Source organism: Enterococcus sp. LJL128 (assembly GCF_056924295.1).
In genome coordinates this window covers 1-17,243 of the sequence record NZ_JBXPBP010000020.1, presented here as the reverse complement: position 1 = coordinate 17,243, position 17,243 = coordinate 1, and the positions used below count along the sequence as shown (strand labels likewise).

General features: G+C 39.0%; 20 protein-coding genes, 1 pseudogene and 1 riboswitch. Of the genes and pseudogenes, 18 read left to right on the top strand and 3 right to left on the bottom strand.

Features of this window, described 5'->3' with window-relative positions; genetic code table 11:
- Positions 1–69 precede the first annotated feature (69 nt).
- The 6 genes from argS (at position 70) to AC1Z3K_RS16715 (ending at position 4,514) form a co-directional block, all read left to right on the top strand.
- Entirely contained in the window at positions 70–1,761 is a 1,692-nt protein-coding gene (argS, locus tag AC1Z3K_RS16740) for an arginine--tRNA ligase (RefSeq protein WP_461733358.1), read from the top strand.
- A 406-nt stretch (positions 1,762–2,167) separates the two neighbouring features.
- Positions 2,168–2,695, top strand: a complete 528-nt coding sequence (locus AC1Z3K_RS16735) for a GrpB family protein (RefSeq protein WP_461733357.1) — start codon at positions 2,168–2,170, stop codon at positions 2,693–2,695.
- A gap of 162 nt (positions 2,696–2,857) precedes the next feature.
- Positions 2,858–3,367 carry an HD domain-containing protein gene (locus AC1Z3K_RS16730; RefSeq protein ID WP_426081625.1) on the top strand — a complete coding sequence of 170 codons (510 nt, stop codon included), beginning with the start codon at positions 2,858–2,860 and terminating at the stop codon, positions 3,365–3,367.
- 238 nt (positions 3,368–3,605) lie between these two features.
- Positions 3,606–3,791: a TIGR04197 family type VII secretion effector gene (locus AC1Z3K_RS16725; RefSeq protein WP_426081624.1), complete on the top strand. Its 186-nt coding sequence runs from the start codon at positions 3,606–3,608 to the stop codon at positions 3,789–3,791.
- A complete protein-coding gene (locus tag AC1Z3K_RS16720; RefSeq protein WP_426081804.1) occupies positions 3,778–4,038 on the top strand; it encodes a CdiA C-terminal domain-containing protein in 261 nt (86 codons plus the stop codon). Before AC1Z3K_RS16725 ends, AC1Z3K_RS16720 begins: the two co-directional genes overlap by 14 nt.
- A gap of 2 nt (positions 4,039–4,040) precedes the next feature.
- Positions 4,041–4,514, top strand: coding sequence for a hypothetical protein (locus AC1Z3K_RS16715; RefSeq protein ID WP_461733356.1), 474 nt, complete (start codon positions 4,041–4,043; stop codon positions 4,512–4,514).
- A gap of 120 nt (positions 4,515–4,634) precedes the next feature.
- Here AC1Z3K_RS16715 and AC1Z3K_RS16710 read toward each other — a convergent pair.
- Positions 4,635–4,756 (bottom strand): annotated as a pseudogene (locus AC1Z3K_RS16710) (IS30 family transposase); the annotation flags it as partial.
- 195 nt (positions 4,757–4,951) lie between these two features.
- A riboswitch (Fluoride riboswitch) is annotated at positions 4,952–5,026 on the top strand.
- 110 nt (positions 5,027–5,136) lie between these two features.
- Between AC1Z3K_RS16710 and AC1Z3K_RS16705 the strand changes: the two are divergent.
- The 8 genes from AC1Z3K_RS16705 to AC1Z3K_RS16670 all read left to right on the top strand — a co-directional run bounded on the left by AC1Z3K_RS16705 (position 5,137) and on the right by AC1Z3K_RS16670 (position 11,929).
- Complete coding sequence (locus AC1Z3K_RS16705) at positions 5,137–6,366, top strand: voltage-gated chloride channel family protein (protein ID WP_461733389.1); 1,230 nt, start codon at positions 5,137–5,139, stop codon at positions 6,364–6,366.
- A gap of 62 nt (positions 6,367–6,428) precedes the next feature.
- Entirely contained in the window at positions 6,429–6,704 is a 276-nt protein-coding gene (locus tag AC1Z3K_RS16700; RefSeq protein ID WP_426081622.1) for a UPF0223 family protein, read from the top strand.
- Between the two features lie 6 nt (positions 6,705–6,710).
- Positions 6,711–7,490, top strand: coding sequence for an inositol monophosphatase family protein (locus tag AC1Z3K_RS16695; protein ID WP_426081621.1), 780 nt, complete (start codon positions 6,711–6,713; stop codon positions 7,488–7,490).
- 161 nt (positions 7,491–7,651) lie between these two features.
- Complete coding sequence (typA, locus tag AC1Z3K_RS16690) at positions 7,652–9,490, top strand: translational GTPase TypA (protein ID WP_426081801.1); 1,839 nt, start codon at positions 7,652–7,654, stop codon at positions 9,488–9,490.
- Positions 9,491–9,681: 191 nt separating this feature from the next.
- Complete coding sequence (locus AC1Z3K_RS16685) at positions 9,682–10,239, top strand: GNAT family N-acetyltransferase (protein ID WP_461733355.1); 558 nt, start codon at positions 9,682–9,684, stop codon at positions 10,237–10,239.
- A gap of 30 nt (positions 10,240–10,269) precedes the next feature.
- Positions 10,270–10,824: a hypothetical protein gene (locus tag AC1Z3K_RS16680; protein WP_461733354.1), complete on the top strand. Its 555-nt coding sequence runs from the start codon at positions 10,270–10,272 to the stop codon at positions 10,822–10,824.
- 73 nt (positions 10,825–10,897) lie between these two features.
- Positions 10,898–11,338: a GNAT family N-acetyltransferase gene (locus tag AC1Z3K_RS16675; RefSeq protein ID WP_426081618.1), complete on the top strand. Its 441-nt coding sequence runs from the start codon at positions 10,898–10,900 to the stop codon at positions 11,336–11,338.
- Positions 11,339–11,506: 168 nt separating this feature from the next.
- Positions 11,507–11,929, top strand: coding sequence for an SRPBCC family protein (locus AC1Z3K_RS16670; RefSeq protein WP_461733353.1), 423 nt, complete (start codon positions 11,507–11,509; stop codon positions 11,927–11,929).
- Between the two features lie 160 nt (positions 11,930–12,089).
- On the opposite strand, the gene AC1Z3K_RS16665 is transcribed toward AC1Z3K_RS16670, so the two are convergent.
- Together AC1Z3K_RS16665 and AC1Z3K_RS16660 are read right to left on the bottom strand one after the other, a co-directional pair.
- On the bottom strand, positions 12,090–12,548 hold the full coding sequence (locus tag AC1Z3K_RS16665) for a threonine/serine exporter family protein (RefSeq protein ID WP_426081616.1): 459 nt from the start codon (positions 12,546–12,548) through the stop codon (positions 12,090–12,092).
- Positions 12,549–12,558: 10 nt separating this feature from the next.
- A complete protein-coding gene (locus AC1Z3K_RS16660) occupies positions 12,559–13,320 on the bottom strand; it encodes a threonine/serine exporter family protein (protein WP_426081615.1) in 762 nt (253 codons plus the stop codon).
- A gap of 191 nt (positions 13,321–13,511) precedes the next feature.
- Here AC1Z3K_RS16660 and AC1Z3K_RS16655 point away from each other — a divergent pair, with 191 nt between their 5' ends.
- The 4 genes from AC1Z3K_RS16655 to AC1Z3K_RS16640 all read left to right on the top strand — a co-directional run bounded on the left by AC1Z3K_RS16655 (position 13,512) and on the right by AC1Z3K_RS16640 (position 17,100).
- Positions 13,512–13,700, top strand: coding sequence for a hypothetical protein (locus tag AC1Z3K_RS16655; RefSeq protein WP_461733352.1), 189 nt, complete (start codon positions 13,512–13,514; stop codon positions 13,698–13,700).
- A 530-nt stretch (positions 13,701–14,230) separates the two neighbouring features.
- Positions 14,231–14,758, top strand: a complete 528-nt coding sequence (locus AC1Z3K_RS16650) for a hypothetical protein (RefSeq protein ID WP_461733351.1) — start codon at positions 14,231–14,233, stop codon at positions 14,756–14,758.
- A 162-nt stretch (positions 14,759–14,920) separates the two neighbouring features.
- On the top strand, positions 14,921–15,640 hold the full coding sequence (locus tag AC1Z3K_RS16645) for a winged helix-turn-helix domain-containing protein (RefSeq protein WP_426081612.1): 720 nt from the start codon (positions 14,921–14,923) through the stop codon (positions 15,638–15,640).
- Positions 15,637–17,100: an ATP-binding protein gene (locus AC1Z3K_RS16640; RefSeq protein WP_461733350.1), complete on the top strand. Its 1,464-nt coding sequence runs from the start codon at positions 15,637–15,639 to the stop codon at positions 17,098–17,100. The genes AC1Z3K_RS16645 and AC1Z3K_RS16640 overlap by 4 nt, the downstream gene beginning before the upstream one ends.
- Positions 17,101–17,243 lie beyond the last annotated feature (143 nt).

Below are 17,243 nucleotides of genomic sequence, written 5' to 3'. Positions count from 1 at the left end.
CTCGTCTCTAATCATCCGGTTGTCGGGTGGTTAGGGACGTTTTTTATTTTAATTTATAGGAGGCAGAATATGAATAACAAACAACTCGTTGCAGAAGCAATTTTTGCCGTTGTAAAAGATGACCTGACATTTGAACAAATTGTTCAGCTCTTAGAAAATCCTAAGTCAGCTGATCATGGGGATGTGGCCTTTCCAGCATTTTCACTAGCTAAAATCTTTAGAAAAGCTCCTCAGCAGATAGCCGCAGATTTGGCTGATCAAATTGATAAAACCTCATTTGAAAAAATTGAAGTAGTCGGACCGTATTTGAATTTCTTCATGGATAAAAAAATGGTCAGCGGGGCAGTCATCAAAGCTGTCGTTGAAGAAAAAGCACATTATGGCGACGCGTCCGTGGGGAACGATAGAAATGTAACCATCGATATGTCTTCACCAAACATCGCAAAACCAATTTCTATGGGGCATTTACGTTCTACAGTAATCGGTAATTCACTGGCGTATATTATGGCTAAGATTGGCTACCAGCCGATTAAAATCAATCACTTAGGCGATTGGGGCACACAGTTTGGTAAGTTGATTGTGGCATACAAAAAATGGGGTTCAGAAGAAGCTGTTAAAAAAGAGCCGATTAGCGAACTGCTGCGTCTATACGTACATTTCCATGAAGTGGCAGAAGAAGAGCCGGAGCTGGAAGATGAAGCAAGAGCCTGGTTCAAAAAGCTGGAGGAAGGCGATGAAGATGCCATCCAGCTGTGGCAATGGTTCAGAGATGAGTCTTTACAGGAATTCAATAAGATTTACGATATGCTTGGTGTAACCTTTGATTCATTCAATGGAGAAGCGTTCTTCAATGATAAAATGGATGAAGTTATTACTATGCTGGAAGAGAAGCACTTGCTAAAACAAAATCAGGGAGCAGATATTGTTGATTTAACAGCCTATAATTTGAATCCGGCGCTAATTCGGAAATCAGATGGAGCAACGCTGTACATTACCAGAGATTTGGCTGCAGCCTTGTATCGTAAACGGACTTATGATTTTGCCCAGTCTATTTATGCGGTTGGTAATGAACAGTCAAACCACTTTAAGCAGTTGAAAGCTGTACTCAAGGAGATGGGCTTTGACTGGTCAGATGATATGCACCATATTCCCTTTGGTTTGATTACACAAGGCGGGAAGAAGCTTTCTACTCGTAAAGGGAAGATTGTTTTATTAGAAGAAGTGCTGAACGAAGCGGTTCAATCGGCTGAACAGCAGATTATGGAGAAAAATCCTGATTTGAACAATCGTGAAGAGGTTGCAAAACAGGTTGGAATCGGCGCAGTTATTTTCCACGATTTGAAAAATGATCGTCTGAACAACTTCGATTTTGTTCTTGATGAAGTGGTTCGTTTCGAGGGAGAAACAGGTCCATATGTTCAGTATACACATGCTCGGGCGATGAGTATCTTAAGAAAAGCAGAATTTACACCGAATGAAAAAGCAACATATGTTTTGGATGATTCGGAAAGCTGGGAAATTATCAAGCTGCTGCAGAAATTCCCAGATACAGTTCTGTTGGCTGCTGAAAAATATGAGCCATCTGTTATTGCGAAGCATGCTATTCAACTAGCACAAGCTTTTAATAAATATTATGCTCATGTAAAAATTCTAGTGGAGGACGAACAGCGGGATGCTCGTCTGGCACTAGTTTACAGCATGGCTACGCTGTTAAAAGAGGATTTGCGTTTGCTAGGTTTGCATGCACCAGATGAAATGTAGAAGCTAAGTAGAAGTAAATAGCTAGAACCGGATAATTGTGCTGTAGCATAGTTGTCCGGTTTTTACTCTTGATAAACTATGATTGATTTAAAAGCTCTACATCAAAAAACGTATGATGCTAGGTTATTTATCATTCCCTACACAATCCTTTTTTCCAAAGAAGAGAGCTGTAGGTTTAAGTAGAATTTCGGTATTCTATCTATGAGATGACTAGCTTTCTGATAAACTGTAACATTAAAAAAATTCAGTTTACGGTTAGTTGTTCTTTTATGCAGGAATTCTTAAAAGTATTGGCGATTTTTTCTTAAAGAGTTTTTACTAACACAAACTATTAATGGAAAGAATTGAAAAGGATGGAGTACATTTTTAGGCAAAGACTTTATGTTTGAAGAAAGAAGGAAAGAAAATGAGCAGAAAAATTGAAGTGGTTCCTTATAATCCAGCATGGCCGCATTTGTTTGAAGAGGAGAAGGCGTGCTTAAAGCAAGCTCTGCCGGATGAACTGGTTGTTAGCGTAGTTCACATCGGCAGCACTTCAGTTCCGGGACTGGCGGCAAAACCGATTATTGATATTTGCTTGATTGTAGAAGATATAGCTGAACTGGACAAATATCAGGAAGTAATGGCTGAAATAGGCTATGAAAGCTGGGGAGCCTATGGATTGCCTGGTAGAAGATACTTTCCTAAAGGGGGAGATCAGCGCAGTCATCATATCCATGCCTATCAGTTTGATAATTTAAGTGAAATTGGCCGGCACATAGCGTTTAGAGATTTTCTGCGCAATCATCGGGAAATAGCTTCAACGTATGGTGAAATAAAACAGACAGCTGCAGCTGCTTATCCTGAAGATATTGAAAGCTATGGAGATTACAAGGATGAGTTTGTGAAGAAAGTTGAAAAGGAAGCCTTGAAATGGCTGTGGTTGAATAAATAACAGATGTCTTTGTTGGGTGGTCGGTATCCCTGTCAAGCCCTTTGATGACAAATATTAAGCTTTGTTTACGGTGTTTAAATAATCTAGTATTTTTGAAAAAAGGGTGCTATAATTTTCACAAGCTTAAGAGCTTAACTACATATAAAGGTGGCACCCATATCTATGACGGAAAAATGGACTGAAGATAAAGAGTATATGTCTTATGTAGAGGATTTATTAGCAACTGAAGAAGTGCAGAGACTAGGGAATTACATTCAGCATGTAAACTCAACTCGTTTAGAACATTCAATCAGCGTGTCGTACTACAGCTATAAGCTGGCAAAAAAATGGAATGGTGATGCCCGAGCTACTGCTAGAGCGGGTCTGCTTCATGATTTATTTTATTACGACTGGCGTACAACCAAGTTCGACGAAGGTTCGCACGCATATATGCATCCGCGGATTGCAGCAAGAAATGCTGAAAAAATTACGGAATTATCTGATCTTGAACGTGATATCATTATTAAGCACATGTGGGGGGCAACGATTGCGCCTCCGAAATATAAAGAAAGCTATATTGTGACAATGGTGGATAAATATTGTGCAATAAAGGAAGCGTCTATTCCTTTTGTTTCCGCTGTAAAAGGCAAGTGGGCTCAATACTTTAGCCGTAATCAGGAACCTGTTCAGTAAAACCATGACATCTACTGGTAATAATAGGTAATACTAGCAAAAAATGAAATAACAAGTGTAAAGCTATCTGGGTATTGCTCAGATGGCTTTTTTGTTTGAATCTCAAAGAATAAGTGCGCTCTAAGCTGTTATCAATCTATGTCTTTAAATTAGTTATTTTATCATTTTATCTGTATTTTTTTTTAAAATTGATAATTTTAAATATGTTAAGTTTGCTAAAATAAATGAGTGGATGAATATGGAGACTGTATTTTCAAACGCAGCTGTTGCTGGTCAGTTGGCCACAGGTATTAGTGAAGGGGTTCAAGGGATTAGTCAGTCACGTATGATTACAAAGGATACCCGAACAACCGTGACAGGAAATGGTGCGGCTCATACGGCGATTGATGAGCTAACTACACTGACATTGGCTGATAGAAAATGAAGTTTTTGATTGCTATGCTTCTAGTAATGGAAAGAGTATAGATAATATAATACGAGAAATGAAAGGTAAGACTAAAAAGCAATCTGAAAGATTAGTTCTAAATTTGGATGGTTTTGATCAACAAGTAGTTGATAATTTAATTGAAGCTATTCATAGAAAAGCAAATCCAAATCAAGATTTAAAGCGGTTAAAAGAGGTTATTTTTGTCAAAGATAGACAAGTGAATCAGGTATTTTGGAGGGAGTAATGATGGAATATGAGTTATTTATTTATACAAAACTGACCTACGAAGAATTACTTAATGAAGACGAAAGGAGTTTTAAGCTCTTTTTCAATAAAGAAATGAATATAATCCAGACAGAAGAAAGTGTTTATATGGGAATGGATAAATTCTCTTTTTCAATAGAACTGGATGAGCAATCAGATATTGATTTTGTATCAGATAATTATCAGATAAATGTAAACACATATTTTTCAATTGAGGTTTATAATAAAACCTTTGATAAAGGGATTTTAGAGGCTTTACAACTGATGGGTATGTTACTAGAAAAAAGTACTAGTGTACTTTTTCTTGAAATTGGCAATCGACAATTATTTAGAAAAGAACAAGGTCAATTATGGATTAACAATAATCTGGAGGACTATCAAAAAGAATATTTAAATGCAGAAACTATACATTTACTTAGTAGTTCTTTTAAGGAAAAGAAAATGAAGATGATGTGATATTTTCTATACCAGTAGCAGATTTATTGATAGAGGCGAAGAATTGGGTAGTAATTATATTTCTTTTCCGCAATCAAACGTTATCATTTTGAATAGATTGCTAGGGATAGTTTTAAACTATTTGCTTAATGTTGCCTCAATGTCTTTCGTCTTCTGTCCTTCTGGTTCAAGAGAATAATCGATTTTAATTGGCGTTCCACCAGTATAACCACTGCACTTTTGTGATGCGCTCCGATAATGGATAGAAGCTATACTTTGGCGGAATTAAAAAAAGTTAAAGAGCAGCCAGTTAATCAAGATTGGTGTTATGAACATTCTAAATCTTTAGAATGAAAATGAATAAATAATAGAAGTTTAACTGATATCTATATTCCAATCCTTTAGTGCTATCACTTGCGTTAATGAAAATAATATGATAAGTTATGTACAGAAAAACAGAAGATGATGGCGATGGTGTTCGCCGATAAGCATTTATTTTTGAAAAGAAATAAATTAATGACGCCTACCAAACCAAGGGATGAGTCCCTTATTTGGTAGGCGTTTTTTGCTTTTCTAAATTACTGATACTGGAGTGAGGGAGTTGAAAAAAATAGAACATAAAGGTGTTTTTATAGGAATATACATGGTTAAATGGCTTTTGATTACAGTAATTATTGGATTGATAATGGGAAGTCTCTCTGCTCTATTTCTAAACAGTCTGACTCTGGTAACTTCATCTCGCGAAAGTCATCCGTATTTACTCTACCTGCTTCCGTTTAGCGGTGCAGTTTTTGCATTTCTTTATTCAAAATACGGAAAAAATGCTGCCGGAGGTAATAATCTAATCATTCGTCAGGCGAACGGAGGAGAAGAAGAAGTGCCGCTGCGTCTGATTCCGCTAACATTTTTTGGCACAGTGACCACACACCTTTTTGGTGGTTCTGTTGGGCGGGAAGGAACAGCCGTTCAAATGGGCGGTGCTATAGCAGATGCAGTTGGCAAAATATTCAGGTTAAGCGGCTATGAACGTGAAATTGTCTTAATAAGCGGAATTAGTGCAGGGTTTAGCTCTGTCTTTGGTACACCTCTTGCAGGTACTATTTTTGGCTTAGAGGTACTGGCTTTAGGAAAGCTCCGTTCTGAAGCAATTTTCCCTAGTTTTTTTGCTGCTTTTTTTGCGAACACAGTGACGGAAATGTATGGTGTTACTCATACTCATTATGCAATGGGAACAATTCCAGAATGGTCAGTGGCTTTATTTATGAAATTGTTGTTGGCGGGCATTTGTTTTGGTCTGATGGGCTGGTTTTTTAGCCGGTCGATTGTTTTTCTGAAAAAGATGTACAGTAATTGGTTTTCCAATCCGGTTCTGCGTAACTTTATAGGGGGAGCAGTAGTGGTTGCAGCTGTTTTGCTTTTAGGGACCAGCCGTTATCTTGGTTTAAGTTTACCGTTGCTGACAGATGCGTTTGAAGGGACTGCTCAGCTATTCGATTTTGTCGGAAAACTGCTGTTTACCGTTTTATCTCTAGGTGCGGGTTATCAAGGGGGAGAAGTCACGCCTTTATTTGAAATTGGTGCGACAATGGGAAGTAGTCTGGCTCAGGTCCTTCACGTTTCCGTTCCTTTTTTGGCGGCGTTAGGCTTTATTGGTGTTTTCTCAGGAGCAACCAATACACCGATCGCTTGCTTCATTATGGGCGTAGAGCTGTTTGGAAGTGAGGGTGCAGTTTTTCTTTTAATGATTTGCATTATCAGCTATATGTGCTCTGGAAATACTGGGATTTATGGAGCTCAGGAGGTAGGTGCTGGAAAAGGCAAGCTGTTTTTCCCGCTCTATGAAAACTGGAGTCAAAAAAAAGATGATAGATAATCGACGGGAATACTTTCAGCGAATTTCCAGATGTGCTACACTGAGGTAGATGAGGTGAAACTATGAAGGATTATCAGTATCCACTAGATTTAGACTGGACAACGGATGAAATGGTTAGTGTGACAAATCTGTGGTCTGCTTTGGAACAAGCGAATGAATCAGGAATTGCAGTAGAAGTCTTTCTTGATGCTTATCAAAAATTCAAACAGGTTGTGCGGAGTATCGGCGAAGAGAAACGTCTAGGCCATGAGTTTGAACGAGTCTCCGGCTATTCGCTGTATCGAACCGTACAAGAAGCCAAGAAAAAGGGGACAGGCAGATTAAAGGTAGGGGGATAAGAAAAGATGCAGATGATTAATGTTGAAGAAGTCAAAAACTGGCTGACGGAAGCAGGAGAATTCATCAAAAGTAGCTTGAATAATACGCTGAAGGTCAAGGAGAAATCCAATCGTACAGATTTAGTAACGAATATTGATGAGGAAACGCAGCAGCTGCTGATTAGCAAAATTCAGCAGGTGTACCCGAAGGATAAAATTCTTGGTGAGGAAGAAGGCTATAACACCCTGGATTCTATGGACGGACGTGTTTGGATTATTGACCCGATTGACGGAACGATGAACTTTGTGATGGAGCAGGAAAATTTCTGCATCATGCTGGGGATCTTTGAAGACGGTATTGGTAAACTAGGATTCATCTATGATGTCATGCGTAATGAGTTGTATTGGGGCGGCAAAGAGACTGGTGTTTTCCGAAATGAAGAAAAATTGTCTAAGCCTCAGACAACAGAACTGGGAGCTGGACTGCTGGGTTTTAATGCTTATATGTATGGAGAAAATATTCATGGCGCTAAAGCTGTTGCAAATAAAAGCATGGGTGTTCGAGTAAGCGGTTGTGCCGGTCTAGAGATGATTGCTTTACTGAAAGGGAATCATGTTGGCTATGTTTCCAATCTTGCACCATGGGATTACGCACCTGGAATGGCGCTTATCGAAGCATTTGATTATAAAGCAACGACGATTTTCGGTGAACAGCTGTCCTTTGACGGCAGAGAGTATTTTGTGGCGGCACCGCCGGAAGCACATCAAGAAATCATGGCTGTTTTTCATGAAAATACAGCTGATTAGCGTTAAAATGCTCTGAATAATGAGAGAAAAGGGCAGATAGTCTAAAGTTTTCATGATTTCTGAAAACTTTAGACTATATTTCATGAAAAAAATTTGTTATAATAAACAGTCGGATTTTTATTCAAGTCAGAAGTTAAGAGAATGGAGTAAACAAATTAATGGTGAAATATAGAGAAGATATTCGTAACGTAGCAATCATCGCCCACGTCGATCATGGAAAAACAACACTGGTGGATGAACTGCTGAAACAATCACAAACTTTAGATGGACATACACAGCTGCAGGAACGGGCAATGGACTCGAACGCAATTGAAAAAGAGCGTGGTATTACAATTCTAGCTAAAAACACAGCGGTTGATTACAACGGTACGCGAGTGAATATCATGGATACACCTGGGCACGCGGACTTCGGTGGTGAAGTAGAACGTATCATGAAAATGGTTGACGGCGTATTGCTTGTTGTAGATGCTTATGAAGGAACAATGCCTCAAACTCGTTTTGTATTGAAAAAAGCCTTAGAACAACATTTGACGCCAATTGTAGTTGTAAATAAAATTGACAAGCCTTCTGCACGTCCAGAGCATGTAGTTGATGAAGTGCTGGAATTATTTATCGAATTAGGTGCGGATGAAGACCAGTTGGAATTCCCGGTTATTTATACTTCAGCAATCAACGGAACATCTAGTCTTTCAGATGATCCTGCGAATCAGGAAGCAACTATGGCACCGATTTTTGATACGATTATCGAACATATTCCTGCTCCTGTCGACAATAGTGATGAGCCGCTGCAATTCCAAGTTTCTCTACTTGATTATAACGATTATGTGGGACGTATTGGGATTGGCCGTGTTTTCCGCGGAACAATCAGCGTAGGCGATCAGGTTGCCCTGCTGAAGCTGGATGGCTCTGTGAAGAAATTCCGGGTGACAAAATTATTTGGTTTCTTCGGTTTACAGCGTTTAGAAATCGAGCAGGCGAAAGCTGGCGACTTGATTGCTGTATCTGGTATGGAAGATATCTTTGTTGGAGAAACAGTTACTCCAGTGGATCATCAGGATGGACTGCCAATTCTGCATATCGATGAACCAACTCTTCAAATGACCTTTTTAGTAAACAACTCTCCTTTTGCCGGACGTGAAGGGAAGTTTGTAACTGCACGTAAAATTGAAGAAAGATTGATGTCTCAGCTGCAAACAGATGTATCTTTGAGAGTAGATCCTACTGCTTCACCAGATGCATGGACTGTTTCAGGTCGTGGAGAGCTTCATTTATCTATCCTTATTGAAAATATGCGTCGTGAAGGTTATGAATTGCAAGTATCGCGTCCAGAGGTAATCGAACGAGAAATCGAAGGTGTGAAGTGTGAACCGTTTGAACGCGTTCAAATTGATACACCTGAAGAATATATGGGAAGTATTATCGAATCCCTGAGTCAGCGTAAAGGCGAAATGCAGGATATGATTCATACTGGAAACGGTCAGATTCGTCTGATTTTCTTAGCACCTGCTCGTGGTCTAATCGGCTACACAACTGAATTCCTGTCTATGACTAGAGGATACGGAATCATGCACCATACGTTTGATCAATACTTACCGATGATTCAGGGAACAATTGGCGGACGTCATCAGGGCGCACTGGTTTCTATTGATACTGGAAAAGCAACGACTTATAGTATCATGAGTATTGAAGAACGCGGAACGGTTTTTGTAGAACCAACTACAGAAGTTTACGAAGGCATGATTGTTGGTGAAAATAACCGGGATAATGACTTGACGGTAAATATTACAAAAGCAAAACAAATGACGAATGTTCGTTCAGCAACAAAGGATCAGACTTCAGTTATTAAGAAACCTAAAAAGTTGACTTTAGAAGAATCTTTGGAATTCCTGAATGATGATGAGTACTGTGAAGTAACGCCGGAAAGTATTCGTTTGAGAAAGCAAATTCTGAATAAAAATGAACGTGAAAAAGCTTCTAAGAAAAAGAAAAAAGCAGAGTAATAGTTGATATAAGACAAAGGCATTTTTTCAACCTGAAAATTGGTTGAAAAAATGCTTTTTTTATAAGTTATCTGAGCGGTTGGCTTTCATAGGTATCTAGTTTTATAAAATACTAGATTATGGAAACGACCTTTCAAGAAGATGTATTCTTTGTTATAATCACGTAAAGAAATAAGAAGGGATGAGGATATATGAATAGTTATTTCTCATTAGTCATTGAAGATGAGCTATGTCTTATCTATCCGGAGCTTCAAATGGCCGAAGAAGTCTTTCGATTAATTGATTCTGACCGAACACATTTGCGTCAGTTCTTAGATTTTGTTGATGATGTAGTCGATTGCAAAAGTCAGGAAAATTATATCAAGCTGAAGCTAAAAGGAGCAGCTGAAGGAACAGATAAGTTATTTTTCATAGCGATGGGTACAAAAATCATTGGCTGTATTGACTTCCATTTTATCAATTCATCTGACCGGAAAGCTGAAATCGGCTACTGGCTGCATTCATCCTATACAAAAATGGGTATTACCCAGAAAGCGGTTAAGACGCTATGTAGATACGCCTTTAGTATGCTAAACCTGAATAAGCTTACAATAATTGCAGATACTGAAAACACAGGTAGCAATGCCGTTGCTGAAAAATGCGGATTTTCATTGGTGGGAACCCGCAAACAAGATAAGCTGATTTATGGGGAATGGCGTGACTTAAATGAGTATTGCTTGCTGCAATCAGACTATACACCAGACTGTTAATCTACCAGAAAAAAGCGTTAAAGGAGTAACATGATAATATTAAGGGACTATACAAAAAAAGTAATTCGTGTTGGCCTTCTGCTGGGAATTTTCTCTGGCGGGTCTTTAGCAGTCATAATGGGGCTGGTTTTAGTATTTGGACAAACACAGGAATCAGAGACTTCATTTGGAGAGCTGATTTTAGTAAGTTTTATTCTATCATTGTTCGTGTTCCTGCTCGTTAGTTCATTTCAGCTTATCCCGTTACTGTTTACCTACTATCAACTTAGGAAATATCTTGAAGATGGAACCAAAGAAAAACAGGAAGAGCTGTTGGAATTATTAAATGGCGAAATGAATCAGCCGGCTATATGGCTGGAAGAACTATATTTTACCCGGCATTATCTGCTTAGTTTGCCATCATTTATCCTTGATAAAGATGAGCTGGTTTCCCATAAGTTTGATTGGAAAGGGCGGAACGTCAGACACGGGCGTATTTATAAGGCTGTATTCATCTTAAAAAATAAGAAGAAGGTATTGCGGCTAAGAAGAAGAACCGATTTGTCAAAAGTATCAAAATGGCGGCAAGGAAAGATACCTGAGTAGTTATATGAGCAGCAAAATTCATAAAACAGATTACTTAAATCGTTTTGTTCTGAAAGAGGAAGGAGAGGTAAAGATGGGTGAAGAAATGGTGCTGACGTTAGGCAGTCAGCCGTGGCAGCGTGCAGCAAGCTGCTTTGTGCGGATGAATGTATTTGTTTTAGAAAAAGGAATGCAGCCGGAGCTGGAATTTGATGCATTTGATTTGCCGGATACGGTGTATGCTGTTATTTCTGCTGGATATCAGCCAATTGCTACTGGACGATTTATCAAAGAAACTGACGATATAGCCAGACTTACCCGAATTGCTACATTATCAGACTATAGAGGTCAACAGCTTGGTACCCAAATTGTTCGTGGCCTTGAAGAATATGCCAAGCAATTAGATATAAAAAAGACCTTGATTCATGCAGAAGCAGAAGCAGTCCCATTCTATGAAAAAATTGGCTATCAGCTTATTTCTGAAGTATACTACGAGGATGGTGTACCTTGTCAGACGTTGAGCCGTGATCTTTAATAGAAACAGCGGCTCAATTATCTTATCAAGGCAAAGATGCCAGAAACCTGCGGCAGAATTCTCAATCTATTTTGCGGCAGGCTCTCACAGATAAACGAACTACAAGGAAGGTGAATCCTCATTAAACCTATTAAAAAAAGTGATCGGATAGAGTATGAAAATGAGCTGTTGATTCAGGCGCCAAAGCAAGCTATTTGGCAGCTGATAACAACCACCAAAGGATTTTCTCAGTGGTTTCCCGAGATTAAGGCAGATTGTTTATTAGCAGAACGGGTATTGAACTTCGAAAGTGAGGGATTCAGCGAACAGTTGGCTGTTTTTGAATATGAGGAAGAAAGCTTGTTAGGTTTTTCATGGGCGGATGGCAGAGTGGTATTGTCAATAAGTGAAACAACCACTGGAGAAACAAAGCTGCGCTTCTTTGAAACACTACCTTTAACCTTTCCCAATCTTTATTTAGATTTGGCAGGCTGGTATTATGTATTGCAGAAGCTTAAAGCGGCTGCTGTTGGAAAGACCTATTCTGTAAAACCGGAGAGGATAAAGGAACGAGCCAAAGAGCTTCAACAGCAGCTAGAAGAAACAGAATAAGAGCAATGCTTTATTTGGATATGGACTCTTGTACAAGTTTTAATGCATAGGAAATATGAATAATGGGATAAGCAGTGATAGAGCAGCGGCTCTTATCCATGCTTGTCCCATTATTTTAGTGAAATCATCTTCTCGTAAAAAGGAAAGTATGTTGAATGAATCAAAGCTGGTTGTTTGTCTGCTGTTTTCTTGTGCTTAAACGTTTGAGTATTCGTTCAACCAAATTAGTTATCATGAAACCAGCAGCAATAGCTCCAGCAGTCATAATTACAGTCATAGTAAGGTGCAGACCAGAGATATAGTTGTCCAGCACAAAGCTTCGCATTGCCTGATAAGCTGGACCACCAGGTACTAGAGGAACCAAGCTAGGAATGTTAAAGATAATGGTCGGCATTTTTTTCTTCCGGGAAAAGAAAATGCTTAGCAGTCCAATACAAACTGCACTGAAGAAGTTGGCGAAAACCTCTCCTGTCTCTAAATGTCTGGTCAGCATAAAAATCCCCCAGCCGGCAGCCCCCGTTAACCCGCAGGCATTTAGCGCTTTTCTGGGAACATTGGTGATAATGCCGAAAGCCACAGTACTTAAATAACTGAATAAAAGATGAATAATAACGTCCATTTGTTCACTCCTACAAAAATAAAATAAATACCATAGCAATGCCAATGCCAATAGATCCGGCAACAAAAATCGCTTCTGTAGCCCGTGCCATTCCACTGATTAGATGACCTGCAAGAATATCTCTAAAGGCATTTGTAATAGCTACACCGGGAACCAGCGGCATTACTGAACCAATGATAATACTATCCATGTTTTCAGCCAAATGAAATGTAACCAACAGATAGGCACTTAAGCCGATAACTACAGCAGCTGCAAAGTCATCAAGAAATTTTAGTTTCAAGAATTTTTTAATATAGAAAGAGACTGCGAAACCCAGCATCCCAATAAAGAAGGCTGGTAAAAAATCCATCCAAGAGCCTCCAAATACGTACATTAAAGTACAACTGACAATGCCAGCCGCAAAAATCTGTAAAGCAACAGAAAAAGAAGGCGTTTGTGTATCTACAGCTTTCAACTGCTGTTGAAGCTCTGCAAGAGATAGTTGCTTTTCTTCATATTTGCGGGAAAGATGGTTAACTGCAGCGACTTTCTCCATATTCATCCTGCGCTCAGTAATATTTTCCAGTTGAGTATAGGGTAGGGAACGAAAGCTCATAAAAATGCCGGTAACAGTAACATGGGTAACACTATCAGGATAGCCGGCATTTCGGGCAATCCTGTTCATTGTGTCTTCAGTCCGGTAAACCTCAGAACCATTTTCCATCATAATTTTTCCAGCAGTCAGACAGATATCAAATAATAGCTGGATATTTGTATCCAATTGTTTTTCCATAGAATACCTCGATAAATAATGTGATATATACCAAAAATAGTGTACCATTTTTAGCGGCAGATTCAAATGAAAGAAGTCTATTTAGATATAATGAGAATTTTCTAATGGAATCCGCCTTCATCCGAAAGATACTTGATTTTTCTATATGAAAGTCCTATGCTTGACGTAACAAAACAAAGGGGTCTTTGGGCATGGATAAACAATGGTCGCTGTATTCGGCAAGTAGCTTGATTGTATTGGTTTTACTTCGAAGGGCAATTCTTCGAGAACATTATTTTCTGGGCGGCTTATTATTAACGTTATTGCTGGTACAGGTGACAGGCAGCATTATCTGCTTTTATCAGACAAAGAAGAAGAAAGAAATCCCGACTTCTAAATAGAAGTCAGGATTTTTTTGTTGGTAGAGAGACTATAAATTATCTATGAATATAGCGTTTGGAACATAACTACATGTCCAAACGCTGCCCTTTCTAAAATCCGATAAACGGTGAGACAAAAACAACTTACTACACTTCGTTCAGATAGCATCAATTTCTAAGTGCTAAAAGCACTAAGAGTTGAAGTTTTCGGAAAAAAGTCGACTTTTCTCAAAGTTTAGCGCTTCTGTCTCATCCACTGTGACAAAAGTCTGGAAATTTAGACTCTACATGAGCAAGCTATCTTCAACAATAAGGGAATCCACCTTATGATAAAGAGCATCATGCGTCTGAATGCGGGACCTATTGATTGGATGGCGAATGAGCCATCAGCTTTTCTAATCTATCTAACATTATAAATTCTGCAAAAAAATCCTACAATTAAACAAGAATTGACAGAGGTAAGAAATTTTTATATAGTTTTGGAGAAACCTTACATTATTTTTTTAATTGAAAAGAAAAAATAAAATATGGTCATAGGTCAGGAGAAACAAATGGAAAGAGTTATCAATTTAAATGAAGAGAATGCTCCGTTAGTGGCTTCTTTCATGAATCGGATAAAGCCTGAGTGGTGGCCGACAGCTCATGATGGTTTAGCTCAGCTGACAGATGTTCAGGCAAGTATCGATACTGTCGGCTGGTATCTGGAAAATGATCAGAAGCAGCCAACTGGCTGGGTGTTGTTTAGAGAACTAAAGGCGTATAATACATTGGAACTGGAATGCTGCGGTTATGATGATCAGGGTGTATTTAAGCTGGAGCATAAACTGGAAAAGCTGTTCGAACAAGCAGAGAATTATGCAAGGAGCAAAGGGTATACCATGCTGAGAACGGGAATGAGCACTGTTGATTTTACGATAAATGGAGAGAAAATCACAGATGTTGCAGCTGCAATGAACAGGCTGGAAACAACACGTATTGATTATTCTTGGCTGCTGGATTGGGGTTTTCAAGTCATTGGTATTCAGCCGAATGTCTACGGCAACAATTGTCACATGATTATTTTGACGAAGTCTCTTTAAGCAGAAAAGAGAGGAATACGGGGATAGTATGGAAGAGTCTCTCAAAATTAATGAATAATTAACAAACCTTTCTTGAAGAAATATAGAATTTATTGGAGCTGCAGGGTTTTTAGAGTATACTAATAAAGAGATAACTACTGTTGGTAAAGGAATGATAAACGTATGAATGTATTAATGATAGAAGATAATGAATCCGTTTCGGAAATGATGCAGATGTTCTTTTTAAATGAAGGCTGGGAAGCTGTTTTTGAGTATGATGGAAAAAAAGGCTTGGACACGTTTTTGGAAAATCCTGAAAAATGGGATATGGTGACGCTTGATTTAAATTTGCCCTCAATGGATGGTATGGCTGTTTGCCGGGAAATCCGAAAGGTTTCCCACTCAGTACCGATTATTATGCTGACTGCACGTGATTCGGAAAGTGATCAGGTAATTGGTTTAGAGATGGGTGCAGATGACTACGTGACTAAACCGTTTAGCCCGTTGACTTTAATCGCAAGAATGAAAGCTCTGCATAGACGTTCTGAATTAGTAGAGCACGTAGGCGGCGATGAAAATAGCGATGAGACCTTTGATGTGGTGACACAGCATTTCAAAATGAATACGAAAACCAGAGAAGCCTATCTTGACGATCAGCTGATTGAAGGATTGACGCCAAAAGAATTTGATTTGCTGTATACATTAGCGAAAAAGCCGCGGCAGGTCTTTTCAAGAGAGCAGCTGTTGGAAATGGTTTGGGATTACCAATATTTCGGCGATGAGCGGACAGTGGACGCTCATATCAAAAAGCTGAGACAGAAAATTGAAAAGGTGGGTCCTCAGGTTATTCAGACTGTTTGGGGAGTTGGGTACAAATTTGATGATTCCGGAGTGGCTTCATGAAATACTTGTATCAGCAGCTCTTAGCTTTTTGGGGATTGATTGTCTTGATTATTATTATTGTTGGGACATCATTTACGCAGTTTACGAAACAGACGATGCAGGCTGAAAATTATGACCAGCTCAACGGATACGCAAAATCTGCTTTAAATGTAAAAAAATATTTTGACAATCAGGTTGGCTGGAGTGAACAACAAAAACTGAATGCCGCTTTGGAGATGACTCAGGAAATATTGAGTAATCAGGGGGCTCAGTTTGTCTATACTGATGTGGAAATGAATCGGCTGTTTCCGGAAATAAATAATGAACAGCTTGATTTTTCAATTTCCAGTCAGGAACTGGATCGCCTGGCCGAAGGCGATCGGGTTGATAAGACGATTGACAAGGATATTTTTGGTCATACGAGAGCGACCTCTTACGTGACGGTTCCTGTTAAGGTTGAATTGACCAATTTAGGCATTGAAACGATTGTCGGTTATTTAACGATTACGCAGCCGGCTAAAAATGTATCGAACAGTGTAACCTCCGTTACCTCAAACTTATTTAAAGGCTTTGTGATTTCCAGTGTAGTAGCTGTTTTTGTTAGTTATGGTTTCGCCACTTTACAGGTGAAACGAATTAATCGAATGCGTAAGGCTACGAAGGAAATTACCAGTGGGAACTTCGATATTAAGCTAGCTGTCCATGACAAAGATGAGTTTGATGATTTAGCAGAGGACTTCAACCGCATGGCTGAGTCTCTGGCTGAGTCTCAGAAAGAGATTGAGCGTCAAGAGGAAAGGCGGCGTCAGTTTATGGCAGATGCCTCTCATGAAATGAGAACACCGCTGACGACAATTAATGGTCTGCTGGAAGGTTTGGAATACAATGCGATTCCGGAAAACCAGAAAGAAAATGCAATTAAGCTGATGCAGAATGAAACGGCTCGATTAATTCGGCTGGTTAATGAAAATCTTGATTATGAAAAAATCAGAACCAATCAAATTAGTATTGTTGTGAAAAAATTTGATGCTACTGAAACCATCAAGAATATCTTCACCCAGCTGGAAGCTAAAGCAGATGCAGCAGGAGATAAGCTCTATCTTGATACGGAAGAATCAATTGATGTTTTTGCTGATTACGACCGTTTTGTGCAGATTGTAGTGAACATTTTGCAGAATGCGATTCAGTTTACAACCGATGGAGAGATTCATGTTCAATTGGAAAAAGGCTATCTGGAAACAATTGTTAAAATTTCTGATACTGGCATTGGAATGTCGGAAGAGCAGCTGAAAAATATCTGGGACCGCTACTATAAAGCTGATCCTTCTAGAAAAAATACTAAATATGGAGAATCCGGCTTAGGTCTGCCGATTGTGCAGCAGCTCGTTCGTCTGCATAAAGGAAAAATCGATGTAGAAAGTGAACCAGATAAGGGGACCACGTTTATCATCACGTTCCCTGATGTTGAAATTGAAGAATAAAAGAGTGGAGAAAAAGGGGAGTGGGACAATAGTCAGAAGAAAATCTGATTATTGTCCTACTTTTTTGATTTTAGGGTACACAAAAAGCACGCAACCGTGTAAGATTAAAGTGACTAAACCAAATCAAAAGGAGCGTGCTTTTA

Excerpts from the sequence above, each read along its gene's own strand:
- AC1Z3K_RS16645 (WP_426081612.1), top strand. The coding sequence starts at position 14,921 with ATGAATGTATTAATGATAGAAGATAATGAATCCGTTTCGGAAATGATG.
- AC1Z3K_RS16695 (WP_426081621.1), top strand. The coding sequence starts at position 6,711 with ATGCAGATGATTAATGTTGAAGAAGTCAAAAACTGGCTGACGGAAGCA.
- AC1Z3K_RS16650 (WP_461733351.1), top strand. The coding sequence starts at position 14,231 with ATGGAAAGAGTTATCAATTTAAATGAAGAGAATGCTCCGTTAGTGGCT.
- argS (WP_461733358.1), top strand. The coding sequence starts at position 70 with ATGAATAACAAACAACTCGTTGCAGAAGCAATTTTTGCCGTTGTAAAA.
- AC1Z3K_RS16730 (WP_426081625.1), top strand. The coding sequence starts at position 2,858 with ATGACGGAAAAATGGACTGAAGATAAAGAGTATATGTCTTATGTAGAG.
- AC1Z3K_RS16665 (WP_426081616.1), bottom strand. The coding sequence starts at position 12,548 with ATGGACGTTATTATTCATCTTTTATTCAGTTATTTAAGTACTGTGGCT.
- AC1Z3K_RS16680 (WP_461733354.1), top strand. The coding sequence starts at position 10,270 with ATGATAATATTAAGGGACTATACAAAAAAAGTAATTCGTGTTGGCCTT.
- AC1Z3K_RS16675 (WP_426081618.1), top strand. The coding sequence starts at position 10,898 with ATGGGTGAAGAAATGGTGCTGACGTTAGGCAGTCAGCCGTGGCAGCGT.
- AC1Z3K_RS16640 (WP_461733350.1), top strand. The coding sequence starts at position 15,637 with ATGAAATACTTGTATCAGCAGCTCTTAGCTTTTTGGGGATTGATTGTC.
- AC1Z3K_RS16685 (WP_461733355.1), top strand. The coding sequence starts at position 9,682 with ATGAATAGTTATTTCTCATTAGTCATTGAAGATGAGCTATGTCTTATC.
- AC1Z3K_RS16705 (WP_461733389.1), top strand. The coding sequence starts at position 5,137 with ATGGTTAAATGGCTTTTGATTACAGTAATTATTGGATTGATAATGGGA.
- AC1Z3K_RS16735 (WP_461733357.1), top strand. The coding sequence starts at position 2,168 with ATGAGCAGAAAAATTGAAGTGGTTCCTTATAATCCAGCATGGCCGCAT.
- AC1Z3K_RS16655 (WP_461733352.1), top strand. The coding sequence starts at position 13,512 with ATGGATAAACAATGGTCGCTGTATTCGGCAAGTAGCTTGATTGTATTG.
- AC1Z3K_RS16700 (WP_426081622.1), top strand. The coding sequence starts at position 6,429 with ATGAAGGATTATCAGTATCCACTAGATTTAGACTGGACAACGGATGAA.
- AC1Z3K_RS16660 (WP_426081615.1), bottom strand. The coding sequence starts at position 13,320 with ATGGAAAAACAATTGGATACAAATATCCAGCTATTATTTGATATCTGT.
- AC1Z3K_RS16725 (WP_426081624.1), top strand. The coding sequence starts at position 3,606 with ATGGAGACTGTATTTTCAAACGCAGCTGTTGCTGGTCAGTTGGCCACA.
- AC1Z3K_RS16715 (WP_461733356.1), top strand. The coding sequence starts at position 4,041 with ATGGAATATGAGTTATTTATTTATACAAAACTGACCTACGAAGAATTA.